The sequence below is a fragment of the Pseudomonas putida genome, assembly GCA_029953615.1.
Classification (GTDB): Bacteria; Pseudomonadota; Gammaproteobacteria; order Pseudomonadales; family Pseudomonadaceae; genus Aquipseudomonas.
In genome coordinates this window covers 2,766,507-2,784,085 of the sequence record CP124529.1, presented here as the reverse complement: position 1 = coordinate 2,784,085, position 17,579 = coordinate 2,766,507, and the positions used below count along the sequence as shown (strand labels likewise).

General features: G+C 64.0%; 11 protein-coding genes and 4 pseudogenes. 9 read left to right on the top strand and 6 right to left on the bottom strand.

Features of this window, described 5'->3' with window-relative positions:
• The first annotated feature begins 12 nt into the window (after nt 1–12).
• From QIY50_12630 to QIY50_12595, 8 genes and pseudogenes are all read left to right on the top strand, one after another.
• Nucleotides 13–807 carry a carbon-nitrogen hydrolase family protein gene (locus tag QIY50_12630; protein ID WGV22915.1) on the top strand — a complete coding sequence of 265 codons (795 nt, stop codon included), beginning with the start codon at nt 13–15 and terminating at the stop codon, nt 805–807.
• Between the two features lie 144 nt (nt 808–951).
• Nucleotides 952–3,243 carry a pyrroloquinoline quinone biosynthesis protein PqqF gene (pqqF, locus tag QIY50_12625; GenBank protein WGV22914.1) on the top strand — a complete coding sequence of 764 codons (2,292 nt, stop codon included), beginning with the start codon at nt 952–954 and terminating at the stop codon, nt 3,241–3,243.
• Nucleotides 3,244–3,409: 166 nt separating this feature from the next.
• Entirely contained in the window at nt 3,410–3,481 is a 72-nt protein-coding gene (gene pqqA / locus QIY50_12620) for a pyrroloquinoline quinone precursor peptide PqqA (GenBank protein WGV23049.1), read from the top strand.
• 79 nt (nt 3,482–3,560) lie between these two features.
• Nucleotides 3,561–4,473 (top strand): annotated as a pseudogene (gene pqqB / locus QIY50_12615) (pyrroloquinoline quinone biosynthesis protein PqqB).
• Between the two features lie 156 nt (nt 4,474–4,629).
• Complete coding sequence (gene pqqC, locus QIY50_12610; protein WGV22913.1) at nt 4,630–5,385, top strand: pyrroloquinoline-quinone synthase PqqC; 756 nt, start codon at nt 4,630–4,632, stop codon at nt 5,383–5,385.
• Nucleotides 5,382–5,657, top strand: a complete 276-nt coding sequence (pqqD, locus tag QIY50_12605; GenBank protein WGV22912.1) for a pyrroloquinoline quinone biosynthesis peptide chaperone PqqD — start codon at nt 5,382–5,384, stop codon at nt 5,655–5,657. The genes pqqC and pqqD overlap by 4 nt, the downstream gene beginning before the upstream one ends.
• The gene (pqqE, locus tag QIY50_12600; protein WGV22911.1) at nt 5,629–6,789 is read left to right on the top strand and encodes a pyrroloquinoline quinone biosynthesis protein PqqE; all 1,161 of its coding nucleotides are present in this window, start codon (nt 5,629–5,631) and stop codon (nt 6,787–6,789) included. The genes pqqD and pqqE overlap by 29 nt, the downstream gene beginning before the upstream one ends.
• Nucleotides 6,755–8,579, top strand: a pseudogene (locus tag QIY50_12595) (S9 family peptidase). The gene pqqE and the pseudogene QIY50_12595 overlap by 35 nt, the downstream one beginning before the upstream one ends.
• A gap of 122 nt (nt 8,580–8,701) precedes the next feature.
• Here QIY50_12595 and QIY50_12590 read toward each other — a convergent pair.
• Complete coding sequence (locus tag QIY50_12590; protein ID WGV22910.1) at nt 8,702–8,860, bottom strand: YqaE/Pmp3 family membrane protein; 159 nt, start codon at nt 8,858–8,860, stop codon at nt 8,702–8,704.
• A 139-nt stretch (nt 8,861–8,999) separates the two neighbouring features.
• A complete protein-coding gene (locus tag QIY50_12585; GenBank protein WGV22909.1) occupies nt 9,000–10,280 on the bottom strand; it encodes an aminotransferase class III-fold pyridoxal phosphate-dependent enzyme in 1,281 nt (426 codons plus the stop codon).
• Between the two features lie 210 nt (nt 10,281–10,490).
• Between QIY50_12585 and QIY50_12580 the strand changes: the two genes are divergently transcribed.
• The gene (locus tag QIY50_12580) at nt 10,491–11,414 is read left to right on the top strand and encodes a LysR family transcriptional regulator (GenBank protein WGV22908.1); all 924 of its coding nucleotides are present in this window, start codon (nt 10,491–10,493) and stop codon (nt 11,412–11,414) included.
• 237 nt (nt 11,415–11,651) lie between these two features.
• Here the strand turns inward: QIY50_12580 and QIY50_12575 are convergent.
• From QIY50_12575 to QIY50_12560, 4 genes and pseudogenes are all read right to left on the bottom strand, one after another.
• Nucleotides 11,652–13,431 (bottom strand): annotated as a pseudogene (locus QIY50_12575) (acyl-CoA dehydrogenase C-terminal domain-containing protein).
• Between the two features lie 123 nt (nt 13,432–13,554).
• A complete protein-coding gene (locus tag QIY50_12570; GenBank protein ID WGV22907.1) occupies nt 13,555–14,838 on the bottom strand; it encodes a GGDEF domain-containing protein in 1,284 nt (427 codons plus the stop codon).
• Nucleotides 14,839–15,128: 290 nt separating this feature from the next.
• Nucleotides 15,129–16,936, bottom strand: a pseudogene (locus QIY50_12565) (phenylacyl-CoA dehydrogenase).
• 295 nt (nt 16,937–17,231) lie between these two features.
• Nucleotides 17,232–17,528 carry a pyrroloquinoline quinone biosynthesis protein PqqE gene (locus tag QIY50_12560; GenBank protein ID WGV22906.1) on the bottom strand — a complete coding sequence of 99 codons (297 nt, stop codon included), beginning with the start codon at nt 17,526–17,528 and terminating at the stop codon, nt 17,232–17,234.
• Nucleotides 17,529–17,579 lie beyond the last annotated feature (51 nt).

Below are 17,579 nucleotides of genomic sequence, written 5' to 3'. Positions count from 1 at the left end.
CAAGGAGGCACCATGCGCATCGCTCTGTTCCAGGGCGCACCCAAGCCACTGGACGTGCCCGGTAACCTGCAACGGTTACGCCACCAGGCACAACTGGCGGCCGAACGCGGCGCCCGATTGCTGGTGTGCCCGGAAATGTTCCTGACCGGCTACAACATCGGCCTGGCCCAGGTCGAGCGCCTGGCCGAGGCCGTCGATGGCCCCGCGGCCATGGAAGTGGTGGAAATCGCCCAGGCGCACCGCATCGCCATCGTCTACGGCTACCCGGAGCGTGGCGACGATGGCGCAATCTACAACAGTGTGCAGCTGATCGATGCGCACGGCCGCTGCCTGGGCAACTATCGCAAGACCCACCTGTTCGGCGAGCTGGACCGCTCGATGTTCAGCCCAGGCTCCGATCACTTTCCGGTGGTGGAGCTCGATGGCTGGAAGGTCGGCCTGCTGATCTGCTACGACATCGAGTTCCCGGAAAACGCCCGGCGCCTGGCGCTGGACGGTGCCGAGCTGATCCTGGTACCGACCGCGAACATGACGCCCTACGACTTCATCTGCCAGGTGACCGTGAGAGCGCGGGCGCAGGAGAACCAGTGCTACCTGGTGTATGCCAACTACTGTGGCTCGGAAGGCGAGATCCAGTATTGTGGGCAGAGCAGCATCATCGGCCCGGATGGCAGCCTGCTGGCCATGGCCGGGCGGGATGAGTGCCAGTTGCTGGCGGAGCTGGAGCATGAGCGGGTGGTGCAGGGGCGGGAGGTGTTTCCTTACCTCACCGATTTGCGCCAGGAGTTGCATCTGCGCAAAGACTGATGGCCCTTTCGCGGGCACGCCCGCTCCCACAAGTATCGCGCAGGTATGAAATGCAGCGCAGACCCTGTGGGAGCGGGCGTGCCCGCGAAGAGGCCGGACCTGCAAACAAATGAGTTAGCATGGACAGCAGTTACCGGAGCTCCCATGCCTGACGCCACCCGCCACCTCACCCTCGCCAACGGCCTGCAGCTGACCCTGCGCCACGCCCCGCGCCTTAAGCGCTCGGCCGCCGCACTGCGGGTGCATGCGGGCAGCCACGACGCGCCTGGCAAGTGGCCCGGTCTGGCACACTTCCTGGAGCACCTGTTCTTTCTCGGCACCCCGCGCTTTCCCCTGGACGACGGCCTGATGCGCTACGTGCAGGCCCTCGGCGGCCAGGTCAATGCCAGCACCCGCGAACGCACCACCGACTTTTTCTTCGAGGTTCCACCCAGCGCTCTGGCCGGGGGCCTGGAGCGCCTGTGCCAGATGTTGGCCGAGCCAGACCTGGGCATCGAACGCCAACGCCGCGAACGTGAAGTCATCCATGCAGAGTTCATTGCCTGGTCGCGCAGCCCGCAGGCCCAGCAACAGTTCGCCTTGCTGCAAGCCGCGGCGCCCGGCCATCCACTGGGCGCTTTTCATGCCGGGAACCGATATACCCTGGCCTTGCAGGACCCAGCCTTCCAGCAAGCGCTGCGTGGCTTCCACCAGCGTTTCTACCAGGGCGGCCAGGTCACCCTGAGCCTGTGCGGCCCGCAATCGCTGGACGAACTGGAAAGGCTGGGCCGGCAGCATGCCGGGCTGTTCGCAACGGGAGCGCGGGTGCCACAAGCGCTGCCACTGCCTTTATCGGCGACCGATACGCAACGGCTCTTCAGTCACGAAAACCTGCCGGCAGGCGCCGAGCAGGCCCTGGAGTTGCTGATCGCCTGCCTCAACGATAGCCGCCCAGGCACTTGGCTGGATGCGCTTCGCCAACGTGGCTGGCTGCAAGGTTTCAAGGCCGAGGCGCTGTATGCCTTTGCCGGGCAGTTGCTGTGGCACATTGACCTGAAGCTCAGCGAGGACGCCAGCGCGGACGAAGCGGATGCGCTGTTGCAGGGTTGGTTCGGCTTCATCCGCCAGGCCGCGCCTGAGCACTTGAATACCGAGTTCGCACTGCTGCAGCAACGCCGCGAACGCAGCGCCAGCGCGCTTGAGCTTGCCCGCCGGGACAGCGCCGGCCAGCCGTTTGCAGGTCTGGATCCTCAAAGCCTGCAAACGCTCGATGCCCTGCTGGAAGGCCTGTCGGTCCGCGAGTACGGGCATTGGCAACTGCCCGCTGTCGACCCCTTGCTACTGGCGGAGGTGCCTGATGCCAGGCAGAAGCCGCTGCCAGCGGCACTGAAGGTCAGCGACCAGCTGCCTGGCGCCCGTCAATACGCGGTGCTGTACCTGCGCTGGCATGTCCCTTCACCCTTGCGCCAACGCCTGCATGCGCTGCTCGAACGCGCCCTGCACCCCATGCAGGAGCGCTGCGAGCGCGTATCGGTGCAGTTGCAGTTCAGTGCCGCTGGCGAATACTGGCAGCTGCGCTGCGCCGGGCTACCGGCTGCGGTATTGCGCACTGTGGAACAGGCCTTGGCGCTCATGCTCAAGCCCCCGGCAGCCAGTTGGCAGCCCTGTTCGGCGCAGCCTCCGGCACTGATCCCGATCCGCGCCCTGCTCAAGCAGCTGCCCGACGCCGTGCTGGGCGCCACGCCGGCAGCTGTGCCGGATTGCACCTTGGCACAGACCGAACTCGACAGACTGTGGCAGCAGGCACGCTGGCACGGCCTGGCGGCAGGCTTCGACGATGCTGCCCTGAATGCATTGGGCACTGTGCTGCAGCGCTGCCCTGGCCAAGGCTCGGCGCCTGGCCCTCTGCCCACCTGGGCCAACCACCGTTGGCAACATGCCGAAGTACCCGGTAGCGAACATGCCCTGCTACTGTTCTGCCCACTACCGGCGGCCATGGAAGCCGCAGGCCGTCTGCTCGCCCAGTTGCTGCAAGGGCCGGTCTACCAACGGCTGCGGGTAGAACTGCAACTCGGCTATGCGGTATTCAGTACCTTTCGTCAGGTCGAGGGGGTCGGTGGCCTGCTGTTCGGGGTCCAGTCGCCTCACGCCAGCCAGGTACAGATACTCGACCACTTGCTCACCTTGCTACGCCAGGGCGTCACCTTCGATCCGGCCGCTCGCCAGGCCCTGGCCGGGCAATTCGATGAACCGGCAATGGGCAACGCCGAAGTCGCCGAATGGGCGTGGCAGACATACCTGGCCACACAACCCGGCAGGCTGGATGCGCTGCGCAGGTCTATCCTGAATGCGCGGCAGACGGATCTGGACCACCTGCTGAGCCACCTGCTCGGTACAGGTTCTACCTGGCTATGCCTGGCCAACGCTGCCGCACCAGATGCTTCCTGGATGGGTTGAAACACATGATTGTTACGAAAACCGCAACGGAGTTTTCGAATAATTAACCTTTCGGTACAAATTTTTCTTGTAAGATAGCGCAATCCCAGCCAGGGGAACCTCCAGCCAATGGCGGTACCCAAGTAGTAGCTGACAAACCCACCCCTCATCCGGAAGGAGTAATTCCATGTGGACCAAACCTGCATACACTGATCTGCGCATCGGCTTCGAAGTCACCATGTACTTCGCCAACCGCTAAGCCCGGCTTACGGTTCAACGCCTCGGCCTGCCGGGGCGTTTTCGTTTTTTCGCTACGGTTTTCTGCAGAGAGAGTGGCCATGTACATCCAGGTTCTCGGTTCCGCCGCCGGCGGCGGGTTCCCGCAGTGGAACTGCAACTGCGTCAACTGCAAAGGGCTTGCGCGACGGTACCTTGCGGGCCACGCCGCGCACCCAGTCGTCCATCGCCCTGTCCGACGACGGCGTGCATTGGGTGCTGTGCAATGCCTCGCCCGACATTCGCGCCCAGCTTCAGGCTTTTGCGCCGATGCAGCCGGCCCGCGCCCTGCGCGACACCGGCATCAACGCCATCATCCTGCTGGACAGCCAGATCGACCATACCACCGGCCTGCTCAGCCTGCGCGAAGGTTGCCCGCACCAGGTGTGGTGCACCGAAATGGTCCACCAGGACCTGACCACCGGTTTCCCGCTGTTCAACATGCTCAGCCACTGGAACGGCGGCCTGCAATGGAACCGCATCGAACTGGAAGGCAGCTTCGTCATCGACGCCTGCCCCAACCTGCGCTTCACCCCGTTCCCCCTGCGCAGCGCCGCGCCGCCTTATTCGCCGCACCGCTTCGACCCGCACCCGGGCGACAACCTTGGGCTGCTGGTCGAGGACACCCGCACCGGCGGCAAGCTGTTCTACGCCCCGGGCCTGGGCCAGGTGGACGACAAGCTGCTGACGATGATGCACGGCGCCGACTGCCTGCTGGTCGATGGCACCCTGTGGGAAGATGATGAAATGCAGCGCCGTGGCGTGGGCACCCGTACCGGTCGCGAGATGGGCCACCTGGCGCAGAACGGCCGCGGCGGCATGCTGGAAGTGCTGGATGGCTTCCCACGGCAGCGCAAGGTACTTATCCACATCAACAATACCAACCCGATTCTCGATGAAGACTCGCCCGAGCGTGCCGAAGTGCTGCGCCGGGGTGTGGAAGTGGCCTTCGATGGCATGAGTATCGAGTTGTAAGTACAGCCCTTGAGGTGACACAAACCCTGTGGGAGCGGGCATGCCCGCGAAAAATCCAACACGGTGTATGGCACCGGCTTCGCCGGTGTTCGCGGGCATGCCCGCTCCCACAGGGGGCGAGGTGAGCCGAGACTCAGCTATACAGGAGCCAGCCGAATGAGCGACGCACTGCCAATGTCCCCTGCCGAATTCGAGCAGGCCCTGCGCGCCAAGGGCGCCTACTACCACATCCATCACCCATACCACGTGGCGATGTACCAAGGCCGCGCCAGCCGCGAACAGATCCAGGGCTGGGTGGCGAACCGCTTTTACTACCAGGTCAACATCCCGATGAAGGATGCCGCGATCCTGGCCAACTGCCCGGACCGCGAAGTGCGCCGCGAGTGGATCCAGCGCCTGCTCGACCACGATGGCGCGCCCGGCGAGGACGGTGGTATCGAAGCCTGGCTGCGCCTGGGCCAGGCCGTGGGCCTGGACCCGGACCAGCTGCGCTCCCAGGAACTGGTATTGCCCGGCGTGCGTTTTGCCGTGGACGCCTACGTCAACTTCGCCCGCCGCGCCAGCTGGCAGGAAGCGGCCAGCAGCTCGCTGACCGAGCTGTTTGCCCCGCAGATCCACCAGTCGCGCCTGGACAGCTGGCCGCAGCACTACCCCTGGATCGACCCGGCCGGCTACGAGTACTTCCGCACCCGCCTGGGCCAGGCCCGGCGTGACGTGGAGCACGGCCTGGCGATTACCCTGCAGCACTACACCACCCGCGCGGGCCAGGAGCGTATGCTGGAGATACTGCAGTTCAAGCTGGATATCCTGTGGAGCATGCTCGACGCCATGAGCATGGCCTACGAGCTGAACCGCCCGCCCTATCATTCCGTCACCCAGGAACGGGTGTGGCACAAAGGGATCACCCTATGAGTTTCAACCGTAATCAAGTGCCGAACTGGCGCCCCGGCTATCGCTTTCAGTACGAGCCGGCGCAAAAGGGCCATGTGCTGCTGTACCCAGAGGGCATGATCAAGCTCAACGACAGCGCGGCCCTGATCGGCGGCCTGATCGACGGCCAGCGCGACGTTGCCGCGATCATCAGCGAACTCGAACAACAGTTCCCCGGTGTCCCGGAAGTGGCCGATGACATCGAGCAGTTCATGGAGGTGGCCCGTGCCGAACACTGGATCGTCCTCGCCTGAGTTACCGCCTACGCCGGCAGTAGGCTTGCCGCTGTGGCTGCTGGCCGAGCTGACCTACCGTTGCCCGCTGCAGTGCCCGTACTGCTCCAACCCGTTGGACTTCGCCGCCCAGGGCCAGGAGCTGAGCACCGCGCAGTGGTTCAAGGTGATGGCCGAAGCCCGGGAAATGGGTGCCGCGCAAATCGGCTTTTCCGGCGGCGAACCGCTGGTCCGCCAGGACCTCGCCGAACTGATCGGCGAGGCCCGCCGGCTGGGCTACTACACCAACCTGATCACCTCGGGCATCGGCCTGACCGAGGCGCGCATCGCCGACTTCAAGAAAGCCGGCCTGGACCATATCCAGATCAGCTTCCAGGCCAGTGACGAGCAGGTGAACAACCTGCTGGCCGGCTCGAAGAAGGCCTTTGCGCAAAAGCTGGAAATGGCCCGTGCAGTGAAAGCCCATGGTTACCCGATGGTGCTCAACTTCGTCACCCACCGGCACAACATTGACAAGATCGACCGCATCATCGAGCTGTGCATCGCCCTGGAGGCCGACTTCGTCGAACTCGCCACCTGCCAGTTCTACGGCTGGGCCCACCTCAACCGGCTGGGCCTGTTGCCGACCCGCGCGCAGCTCGAGCGAGCTGAACGCATTACCAACGAATACCGGGAAAGGCTCAAGGCCGAGGGCAACCCGTGCAAGCTGATCTTCGTCACCCCGGACTACTACGAGGAGCGCCCCAAGGCGTGCATGAATGGCTGGGGCAGCCTGTTCCTCACCATCACCCCGGACGGCACTGCCCTGCCCTGCCACGGCGCACGCCAGTTGCCGGTGCAGTTTCCCAACGTGCGCGACCACGACCTGCACCACATCTGGTACGACTCGTTCGGCTTCAACCGCTTCCGTGGCTATGAGTGGATGCCCGAACCCTGCCGCTCCTGCGACGAGAAAGAAAAGGACTTCGGCGGCTGCCGCTGCCAGGCCTTCATGCTCACCGGCGATGCCAGCAATGCCGACCCGGTGTGCGCCAAGTCGGCAGACCACGGCATCATCCTCAAGGCCCGCGAAGAGTCGGAAAGCGCCCAGCTCACCATTGAACAGATGACCTTCCGCAATGAACGAAACTCCCGTGTCATCGCCCGCGGCTGAGTTCAGCGCGGCCCAGGCTGTTGCCGCAGGCACCGACTTCGCCGAACTCAAGGTCAGCGCCGCGGGGCTGTTCTGGAACGAGTTCCGCCCGGCCGATGGTGCCTGTCGCATCTGGCACTGGCAGCACCAGCAGGCCCGCTGCCTGACACCCGATGGCTTCAGTGTGCGTAGCCGGGTCTACGAATACGGCGGTGGCAGTTTTTGCCTGGGTGGCGACGGGCTGCTGTTCGTCAACGAAAAGGACCAACAGGTCTATACCCAGGCCCTGGACGGCGCGGTACCGCGTGCCCTGACCGAGGATGCCAGCTGCCGCTACGGCGATGTGCAGTGGCACGACGGCCTGCTGGCTGGCAGTCGAGGAGCAGCATGGCGAAGGGGTCGAGCATCGCCTGGTCGCCCTGAGTGAGCAGGCCCGCGAAGTGCTCGCCGAGGGCGCCGACTTCTATGCTTCGCCTACGGTGAGTGGCGACGGCCAGCGCCTGGCGTGGGTCGAATGGGACCGCCCGGCTCAACCCTGGACCTTCACCAGGCTGATGTGCCGCACACGTGATGCCAGTGGTCACTGGGGGCCGGCGCAATGTATTGCCAGCGCTGACGAGTCGCTACAGCAGCCGCGCTTCGATAGTGAAGGCCGACTTTACTGCCTGTCCGACCGCAATGGCTTCTGGCAGCCCTGGGGCGAGGTCGATGGCTGTTGGCAGGCCTTGCCTGCCGAACCCGCGGACCACGCTGCAGCCCCCTGGCAACTGGGCGCCAGTACCTGGTTGGCGTTGGGGCCGCAAAGCTATCTGGCCAGCTGGTTCGAAAACGGCTTCGGGCAGCTGGGGCTGCGCACTGCCGATGGCCGCCTGGAGCGTTTCGCCAGCGCCTACACGCGCTTTCGCAGCCTGGCCATGGATACCGGACACCTGTACGCGATAGCCGCCTCGCCGATCAGCCCGCCGGCGGTCATCGCCATTGCCCGCAGCAACCACGAGGTCAGCGTATTGGCTGGTGGCGCCGAAGTGCTGCCGGCAAGACATATCAGCCTGCCGCAGTCGTTCCACTACGGCAGTGGCGGCCATTGCGCCCATGGCTTCTTTTACCCGGCAGCCCGGTCGCAAGGGGCCTCGCCGCTGGTGGTGTTCATCCATGGCGGGCCGACCTCGGCCTGTTATCCCGTGCTCGACCCACGCATCCAGTACTGGACCCAGCGCGGCTTCGCCGTCGCCGACCTCAACTACCGGGGCAGCACCGGCTATGGCCGTGAATACCGCCAGGCCTTGCACCTGCGCTGGGGCGAAAGCGATGTGGCCGATGCTTGCGCGGCGGTGGAACACCTGGCAGGTCGTGGGCTGATCGACGGCCGCAAGGCGTTCATCCGTGGCGGTAGCGCGGGCGGCTACACTACCCTCTGTGCCTTGGCGTTCCATGATGTGTTCCGCGCCGGCGCCAGCCTGTACGGGGTCAGCGACCCGGTTGCCCTGGGCAGGGCCACCCACAAGTTCGAAGGGGACTACCTGGACTGGTTGATCGGCGACCCGCTGCAGGACGCCGAGCGCTATCGCCAGCGTACACCGCTGCTGCATGCGGGGCAGATCAAGGTGCCGGTGATTTTCTTCCAGGGCGAACTGGATGCAGTGGTGGTGCCAGAGCAGACGCGGTCGATGCTGGAAGCGCTGCAGGCTAACGGGATCGAGGCTGAAGGGCACTTCTATGCGGGGGAGCGACATGGGTTCCGCAAGGCGGAGAACCTGGCGCATGCGCTGGAAGAAGAGTGGAAATTCTATTGCAGGGTGTTAGGGGGCTGAGCATCTGAGTCTGCTTTGCAGCCGAATCGCCGGCAAGCCAGCTCCCACAGGTATTTACACAGGCCTTGAGCGCTGTGCAGTCCTGTGGGAGCCCGGCTTGCCGGCGATGAGACCCTGATAGGCTAGCGCTTGGCGATGATATACACCGCATGCACGATCCCCGGAATGTACCCCAGCAAGGTCAGCAGGATATTCAGCCAGAACGCCCCGCCAAACCCAACCTGCAGGAATACGCCGAGCGGCGGCAGGATGATGGCGATGATGATGCGTATGAAGTCCATGCGAGTCTCTCCTGAAGGGGTTACATCAGAGACTAGCTGCCCACCGTAGAGGTTCAACAGGCAAAAAAAAACGCCCCGGGCCGAATGAAACAGGCCAGGGGCGATGCGCAGGAACGCCAGACGGTTCGTAAAATTCGGATCAGGCCGGTACTTCCCGGCGGGCCTGCTGCCAGGTGTGCAGGCGGGCGAAGGCACGGGCCAGGCGCAGCAGCATTTCGTCGATGTTGCCCTTGCTCACGGTCAGCGCCGGCGAAAAGCGCACCACATCCGCCTGCGGTGCGTTGAGCAGCAGGCCTTCGTGCAGGGCCGCCGCCACCAGCTCGCGGGCCAGGTTCTCCTTCAGCTGCAGGGCCCACAGCAGGCCTTGCCCGCGCACTTCGCCCTGGCCATAACGCCCGGCTAGCCGGCCAAGGCCCTCACGCAGGTGGCGGCCGTTGTCCTGCACTTGGGCGAAGAAGCCAGGCTCCAGCACGGTATCCAGCACGGCCAGGCCGGCGGCGCACATCAGCGCATTGCCATGGTGGCTGCCTTCCAGTTCGCCAGGCTCGGCGCAGCACGCCGTGCCCCGGGCCAGCAAGGCCGCCAGCGGCACGCCACCACCCAGACCCTTGCCCAAGGTGATGATGTCGGCACGCACGCCGTAGGTTGCTTCGGCCAGTAGCGCGCCACAGCGGCCGATGCCGGTCTGCACCTCGTCGAGGATCAGCAGGATGCCCAGTTCGCGGCACAGCGTTTCCACACCCTTGAGGTACTCCTGCGTGGCCGGAATGACACCCGCCTCGCCCTGGATAGGCTCGAGCATGATCGCCACGGTGCGTGAGTCCACCTCGGCATGCAGCGCCGCCAGGTCGTTGAACGGCACCTTGCTGAAGCCCGGCAGGCCCGGCTCGCAGCGGTTGCACGGCAGCGGGTCGGACGCCGACAACGCGCCCAGGCTTCGGCCATGGCAGGCCTGGCTGGCGGTGATGATGTGATAGGCGCCGTTGCGGTGCAGCTGGCCCCACTTGCGCGCCAGCTTGATCGCGCCCTCGCAGGCTTCGGCACCGCTGTTGAGCAGGTAAGCCTGGTCGCTGCCGGTGCTCTGGCACAGGCGGTTGACCAGCCCCAGCAGCCCATGGCTGTGAAAGCCCGAGCCCGGGTTGATCAACGCCTGGGCCTGGGTGCTCAGCGCCTTCACCAGCACACTGGGGCTGTGGCCCAGGCTGTTGACCGCACCACCCTGGGTGAAGTCCAGGTAGGCGTGCCCTTCGTTGTCCCACAACCAGGAGCCTTGGCCACGCACGAACACTTGCGCTGCGCGTTCGGTGCCGGGCATCAGGCGCTCACGCGACAGCTGCGGCGCTTCCGGCACGATCACCGGCGCACGCTTGGGCTCGGCGACGGCGGCAGGGGCCGGGCGGCGCAGGTTGAACAGGTTCATCAGGGCTCCAACCAGTCACGGCAGAGGGCGGCCACGGTGCGGTCTGGGTGCCGGCACTCGATATTTTGCCTTGCCTATCAAAAGTGTTTTTCATTCGGGGTAACAATCGACCGATTCATCGCTGTAACCCGCTGGAATACGGCGATAGACTAGGCTTCGCGAGGGTGTACGACCATTTCGTTTTTTCAGCATTTTCGATAAGCATTACTTATGGATTTTCGCCAACTGCGTTATTTCGTCGCGGTGTATGAAGAAGGCCACGTGGGCCGCGCCGCCGAGCGCCTGTCGCTGTCCCAACCGGCTCTTTCCCAGCAGATCCGCCAACTGGAGCACAGCCTTGACCTGAGCCTGTTCGAGCGCAGCAACAAACGCCTGCTGCCGACGCTGGCCGCCCATACCCTGTACAACCACGCCCTGCCGCTGCTCGACGGCCTGCAGCGCGCCCACGAGGCCATGCGCAACTTCAAGGGCCAGTCCCTACGTACGCTGGCCATCGGCGTGCTGCAGACCGTGCGGCCAAGCCTGGTGCCGCAACTGCTCGAACGCCTGCGCAGGGCACAGCCGCACCTGGTGGTGCAGATCTACGAATTGTCGGGGCTGGAGATCGAACGGCGCTTGCTCAACGGCAGCCTGGATATCGGCATCAGCTACCTGCCGCCACGCCAGCCGGGGCTGCATGGCCTGCTGCTGTACGAAGATGAGCTGCAACTGGTGATCCCCGCTACCCACCCGCTGAAAGACTTCAAGAAGGTGTCCATCCGCCAGGCCGCCGAGCTGCCCATGCTGATGCTGGGTGAGGAATTCCAGATTCGCCAGATCTGGCAGGCGCAGCTGGCCAGCCAAGGGCGTCGGCCGCAGGTGCAGGCCGAGATGAACAACATGGCGGGGATTCTCGACAGCCTGGCCCATACCGCGCTGGCCACCATCCTGCCGGGGCGGGCCAAGGAGGCAGCCGAGGATGATCAGGGGTTGCTGTGGAAGCCATTGAGTGAGCCGCGGGTACCGTTGAAGGTTGGCCTGGTGTTCCGCGATGCCCAGCGCCAGCAGGCCTCTGTGGAGCTCCTGCGCACGCTGCTGGAGGAAGAGACGGACGCCCGCCTGTTGGGCGCATCATCGCTGGATGTGCTGGGCTGAAAAACACGCGCACAAAGAAAACCCCGCCGAAGCGGGGTTTTCCCAGACTGTTTCCCTGTGACATCCGTATCGCCCCACCATCCTGGCAGGCGTCCTTCGTCGTCATCCTTGATCTGTCCTTTGCGCTTCCTGCGCAACGTCCATGTGGTAAAGAATAACCGTGGATCCAATCTGAGAACAGTGGTGAAAAGTCACCACGTCGTGTAGGAAAAGGCTTACAAAGCAGCCCCACCCCCCTTAGAACTGCTCAGCATCCAGCAGGTACAACGACTCACTCCCCGCCTTCACCGAAGCCACCAGCGAATCCACCCGCGGCAGCAACCGCGCAAAGTAGAACCGCGCCGTACCCAGCTTGCCCGCATAGAACGCTTCGTCCCCCTTACCCGCCTGGGCCGCACGCGCCATCAAGGCCCACATGTAGGCATAGGCGACATAACCAAAGGCATGCAGGTACTCGACCGAAGCCGCGCCAATCTCGTTCGGGTTGCCTTTGGCCTGCTCCAGCACCCATTCGGTAAGCCCGTCAAGTTGATCGAGGCAAGTACCCAACGGCTTGGCAAATTCATCCAGTTCGCTGCCCGCGCTGGCAATGAACTGGCGAATCTCGTCGGAGAACAGCCGGTAGTACGCCCCACCACTGGCCACCACCTTGCGCCCCATCAGGTCGAGGGCCTGGATGCCGTTGGTGCCTTCGTAGATCTGCGTAATACGCACATCACGCACCAGTTGCTCCTGCCCCCATTCACGAATATAGCCATGCCCGCCGAACACCTGCTGGCCGTGCACCGCGCACTCCAGGCCCAGATCGGTGAGGAAGGCCTTGGCCACCGGTGTCAGCAGTGCCACCAGCTCTTCGCTGCGCTTGCGCACGGCGGCGTCTTCGCTGTACTTGGCGCTGTCCAGTTGCAGGGCCACGTAACTGGAGAAGGCACGGCCACCCTCGATCAGCGCCTTCATGGTCAGCAGCATGCGGCGCACGTCGGGGTGGACGATGATCGGGTCGGCCGCCTTGTCCTTGGCTTGCGGCCCGGTCGGGGCGCGGCTCTGCAGGCGGTCGCGGGCGTATTCCACGGCGTTCTGGTAGGAGCGCTCGGCCGAGGCCAGGCCCTGGATACCAACGCCCAGGCGCTCGTAGTTCATCATGGTGAACATGGCCGCCAGGCCCTTGTTCGGCTCACCGACGATGTAACCGACCGCTTCGTCGAAGTTCATCACACAGGTGGCCGAGGCCTGGATACCCATCTTGTGCTCGATCGAGCCACAGGTTGCCGGGTTGCGTGCGCCCAGGCTGCCGTCTTCGTTGACCAGGAACTTAGGCACCAGGAACAGCGAAATGCCTTTCGGCCCCGCAGGGGCATCCGGCAGCTTGGCCAGCACCAGGTGGATGATGTTCTCGGTCAGGTCGTGTTCACCGCCAGTGATGAAGATCTTGGTGCCGCTGACCTTGTAGCTGCCGTCGGCCTGGGGTTCGGCCTTGGTGCGAATGATGCCCAGGTCGGTACCGGCGTGCGGCTCGGTCAGGCACATGGAACCGGCCCACACACCAGCGTACATGTTAGGCAGGTACTTTTCCTTCAGCGCCTCACTGGCGTGGGCATTGATCGACAGGCAGGCGCCGGCGGTCAGCATCGGGTACAGGCCAAAGGACAGGCTGGAAGCGTTGACCATCTCCTCGACCTGGGCCGAGATGACCTTGGGCATGCCCATGCCGCCGAACAGCAGGGTCGCCGCCCACGCCCACCCAACCGCCTTCGGCGTAGGTGTTGTATGCCTCGATGAAACCGGCCGGTGTGCGTACTGCGCCGTTGTCCCAGTGGCAGCCCTCTTCATCCGCGGCGCGGCTGAGCGGCGCAATGGACTTGGCAGTGACCTTGCCGGCTTCTTCCAGCACCGCCATGGCCGTGTCGGCATCGACAACCTCGGCCAGCCCGGGCAACTGCGCCCACTGCTCGGCCACGTTGAAGACTTCATTCAGTACGAAGCGCATGTCGCGCAGGGGCGCTTTATATTCAGCCATGACAACCTCTCGCTAGTCGGGTCGGGGCGGTCTCGGGGAACCGCGACACTGGGTTGCAGGCAGTGTAACCGAACAACTTTTACGAGACATAGGGTCATCAACAGACTGAATAGTCTAGTTAAGTCACGCCGTGCGCACTGCCCCTCGCTGCGATTGCTGCCCATGCACCATGACACAATTGCGCCCTGCGCCTTTGGCGTTGTATAGCGCCAGGTCGGCAGACTTCAACACCGCCTCGGGGTTGCGATGATCGGCCTGGCGCTCGGCCACACCGATGCTGATGGTGACCGACACCGTGCCGCCACTGCTGCCCGCGCGCCGCTGGCGCCCGGCGGTATCGTCCTGCGGGCGGTTGTACTGGTCGCGCAGGTGCATCACGTAGTTGGCGATCACTTCGCGCACGGCTTCCACATGCGGCAAGCATTCTTCGGCGGTCTTGCCGGCAAACACCAGGGCGAACTCCTCGCCGCCATAGCGATAGGCCCGGCCACCGCCGGTGACCTTGGACAAGCGGCTGGCGACCAGGCGCAGCACCTGGTCGCCAACGTCGTGGCCGTGGGTGTCGTTGAATTTCTTGAAGTGGTCGACATCGGTCATGGCGATCACATAGTTGCGCCCCAGGCGCTGCATGCGCTCGTTCAGCGCACGGCGCCCCGGCAGTCCGGTCAGCTCGTCGCGGAATGCCATCTGGTAGGCCTCGTGCGCCACCGCCGCGGCGATCATCAGCATTACCTGGCTGCACATGATGTTCAGGGTGAACGGCAGGATGAAGGTTTGCGGCAGCATCCAGAAGATGCCCAGCAGGCCCGTCACCAGTGCCGCGTGCAGCGGCCTTGGTGCGCGCAGGTATTGCACCACCAGCAGAATGAACACGCCGAGGAACAGTGGGTAGACCATCTGGATCAGGCTCATCCACTGCCCATGCAGGGTTGGCCAGCGGATTTCCGCCAACCAGGTCAGCAACGCCTCGGGGAAGCTTTGCTCCAGGGCCACCGCCACGCTGCCGATGGCAAATAGCACGGCCCCACGGGCAACCAGGTCCTGCAGCAGGTGGGTACGTTCCTGCCAGGCGCCATACAGCCCGAACAGGGCGGGCAGCAGCAGGCATACCAGGTGGAAGGTCACCGCCGCGTCCTCGCGCACGCGGCCATGGTCACGGTAAAAGTCGGTCTGGGTGTCGAGCAGGTAGTAGGCGATATACACGGTGAGCATGAGAAACAACTCACGCTGACGGCGGTACACCGCGCAATAAGCGCCGCCCAGCAGCAGGACCAAGGTTGGCAGGACGTTGAACAGCGATGTGAAAAAGACACTCAGGTCTCTCACATAGGCTGCGGCGAGCCCTGCCAGCAACAAGAACAGCGACGGCAGGAAGTGGCTTGCGCGAACAGCGTTAAGACGAAACAAGGGTAATCTCCGACCCGGCAGATCAATAATGGCATTGTGCCCTCACTTCATCGGCAGTGCACATGAACAGTTGAATATCGAATCAGACGCGACTTCTTGTAGGAGCGGCCTTGTGTCGCGATCGGGGCGCGAAGCGGCCCCAGGATTTCTGCCACAGCAAAGATCGCCGGGGCTGCTTTGCAGCCCATCGCGACACAAGGCCGCTCCTACAAAGGGACCGCGCTGAACCTGAAGAAAAAAAAAACCCGCCTGCCGGTGAAGGCAGGCGGGTTTCGCGTACAGCGGCAGGCTCAGTACGACAGGCCGAAGTGCTCTTCGTCCATCGCCATCAGGTTGTCGGCACCCGACAGCATGCTCGCAACATGGGTACGGGTACGCGGCAGGATGCGCTGGAAGTAGAAGCGCGCGGTCTGCAGCTTGGCGGTGTAGAACGCTTCTTCGCTGGTGCCGGCAGCCAGTTTCTCGGCCGCCAGGCGGGCGATGTCGGCCCAGAAGTAGGCCAGGCAGGCGTAGCCGGAATACATCAGGTAATCGACCGAGGCCGCACCCACTTCTTCGCGGTCCTTCATGGCGGCCATGCCCACTTTCATGGTCAGCTCGCCCCACTCCTTGTTCAGCGCCGCCAGCGGTTCGACGAATTCCTTGACTGCGTCGTTGCCTTCCTGCGCCTGGCAGAACTTGTGCACGATCTTGGTGAAGCCCTTCAGCGCTTCGCCCTGGGTCATCAGTACCTTGCGGCCGAGCAGGTCCAGGGCCTGGATGCCGGTGGTACCTTCGTACAGCATGGAAATGCGGCTGTCGCGCACGTTCTGCTCCATGCCCCACTCGGCGATGAAGCCATGGCCGCCGTAGATCTGCACGCCGTGGTTGGCGGCTTCGAAACCGACTTCGGTCATGAATGCCTTGGCGATCGGGGTCAAGAACGCCAGCAGGGCATCAGCCTTCTTGCGCTCTTCCTCATCCTGGCTGTACTTGACGATGTCCACCTGCTTGGCAGTGAAGTACACCATCGCACGGTTGCCTTCGGCGAAGGCCTTCATGGTCAGCAGCATGCGACGCACGTCCGGGTGGACGATGATCGGGTCAGCAGCCTTGTCCGGTGCTTTCGGGCCAGTCAGAGAACGCATCTGCAGGCGCTCACGGGCGTACTTCAAGCCCCCCTGGAAAGCCACCTCGGCGTGAGCCAGGCCTTGCAGCGCAGTACCCAGGCGAGCGGTGTTCATGAAGGTGAACATGCAGTTCAGGCCTTTGTTGGCCGGGCCGATCAGGTAGCCGGTAGCGCCGTCGAAGTTCATATCACGCAGGTGGCGTTGCCGTGGATACCCATCTTGTGCTCGATCGAGCCACAGCTCACGCCGTTGCGCTCGCCCACACCGCCTTCGGCGTTGGGCAGGAACTTCGGCACGATGAACAGCGAGATACCCTTGGTGCCGGCCGGTGCGTCCGGCAGACGGGCCAGGACGATATGGACGATGTTGTCGGCCATGTCGTGCTCACCGGCCGAAATGAAGATCTTGGTACCCGACACCTTGTAGCTGCCGTCGGCCTGTGGCTCGGCCTTGGTGCGCAGCATGCCCAGGTCAGTGCCGCAGTGTGGCTCGGTCAGGCACATGGTGCCGGTCCACTCGCCGGACACCAGCTTGGTCAGGTAGGTGTGCTGCTGCTCGGGGGTGCCATGCGCGGAAATGGTGTTCATCGCGCCGTGGGACAGGCCGGGGTACATGCCCCACGACCAGTTCGAACCGCCGACCATTTCGCTCAGGGCCAGGCCCAGCGACTCTGGCAGGCCCTGGCCGCCGTGCTCGACGTCATGCGCCAGGCTCGGCCAGCCGCCTTCGACGAACTGCTGGTAGGCCTCCTTGAAGCCGGTCGGGGTTTTCACGCCCGATTCGCTCCAGGTGCAGCCTTCCTGGTCACCCACACGGTTCAGCGGCGACAGCACCTGCTCACAGAACTTCGCGCCTTCTTCAAGGATCGCGTCGACCATGTCGGGCGTGGCGTCCTGGCAACCCGGCAGGCTCTGATAGTGCGCCTCATAACCGAGCAGTTCGTCGCGAACGAAGCGGATATCACGCAAGGGGGCTTTGTAATCAGGCATTGCGATGAACCTCTAGGTGAGTTCTGTGGGGTGACCCGCACTTGGCGGCCGTCGATCAAACAGTTGTTTGAAACTTACGTTTAGCTCTGCCTGATGTCAAGGATGGACTATGGTGCCATTTACGCCACGAAAAATGACGTTTACGCCAAGCTCAGAAAAAGCGCTGCCCTTGTAGGAGCGGGCGTGCCCGCGAAAGGGCCTGAGCAGACAATGGAGGTGGGAGGTGCCTGAGCTGGCGCATTCGCGGGCACGCCCGCTCCCACAGAGGGCTGTGTGTGATTCGAGGGGGCGCCTGTCAGGCGTAGGTGTCGATGAACCGGCCGAGCATTTCGTCGGATGCTTTGGCGACCTTGGCGCCAAGTTCGACTTCAAGTTTGCCCACGGCCAGCTGCACGGTGCTGGTGGCCAGGTCCATCTGCTGGCTGCGGTCGACCGCGCGCAGGCGTTCGGCCTGAAAATCGCTGGACTGGCTGGTGGCGGTTCGTTCGGCGGTGGTATTGGCGATCTGGCTGGCGGCCTGATCGACGCGGTTCTGGCCGGTCTGGATTGCGCTCAGGCCCGCGTAATAGGCGGAGCTACCGGTGATTTCCATGTCAGGACTCCATTGACGCTGGATGACGAACAGGCCCAATTAAAACAGGCC

Coding starts and splice junctions, on each gene's coding strand:
- QIY50_12630 (WGV22915.1), top strand. CDS start 13: ATGCGCATCGCTCTGTTCCAGGGCGCACCCAAGCCACTGGACGTGCCC.
- pqqF (WGV22914.1), top strand. CDS start 952: ATGCCTGACGCCACCCGCCACCTCACCCTCGCCAACGGCCTGCAGCTG.
- pqqC (WGV22913.1), top strand. CDS start 4,630: ATGAGCGACGCACTGCCAATGTCCCCTGCCGAATTCGAGCAGGCCCTG.
- pqqD (WGV22912.1), top strand. CDS start 5,382: ATGAGTTTCAACCGTAATCAAGTGCCGAACTGGCGCCCCGGCTATCGC.
- QIY50_12590 (WGV22910.1), bottom strand. CDS start 8,860: ATGGACTTCATACGCATCATCATCGCCATCATCCTGCCGCCGCTCGGC.
- QIY50_12585 (WGV22909.1), bottom strand. CDS start 10,280: ATGAACCTGTTCAACCTGCGCCGCCCGGCCCCTGCCGCCGTCGCCGAG.
- QIY50_12580 (WGV22908.1), top strand. CDS start 10,491: ATGGATTTTCGCCAACTGCGTTATTTCGTCGCGGTGTATGAAGAAGGC.
- QIY50_12560 (WGV22906.1), bottom strand. CDS start 17,528: ATGGAAATCACCGGTAGCTCCGCCTATTACGCGGGCCTGAGCGCAATC.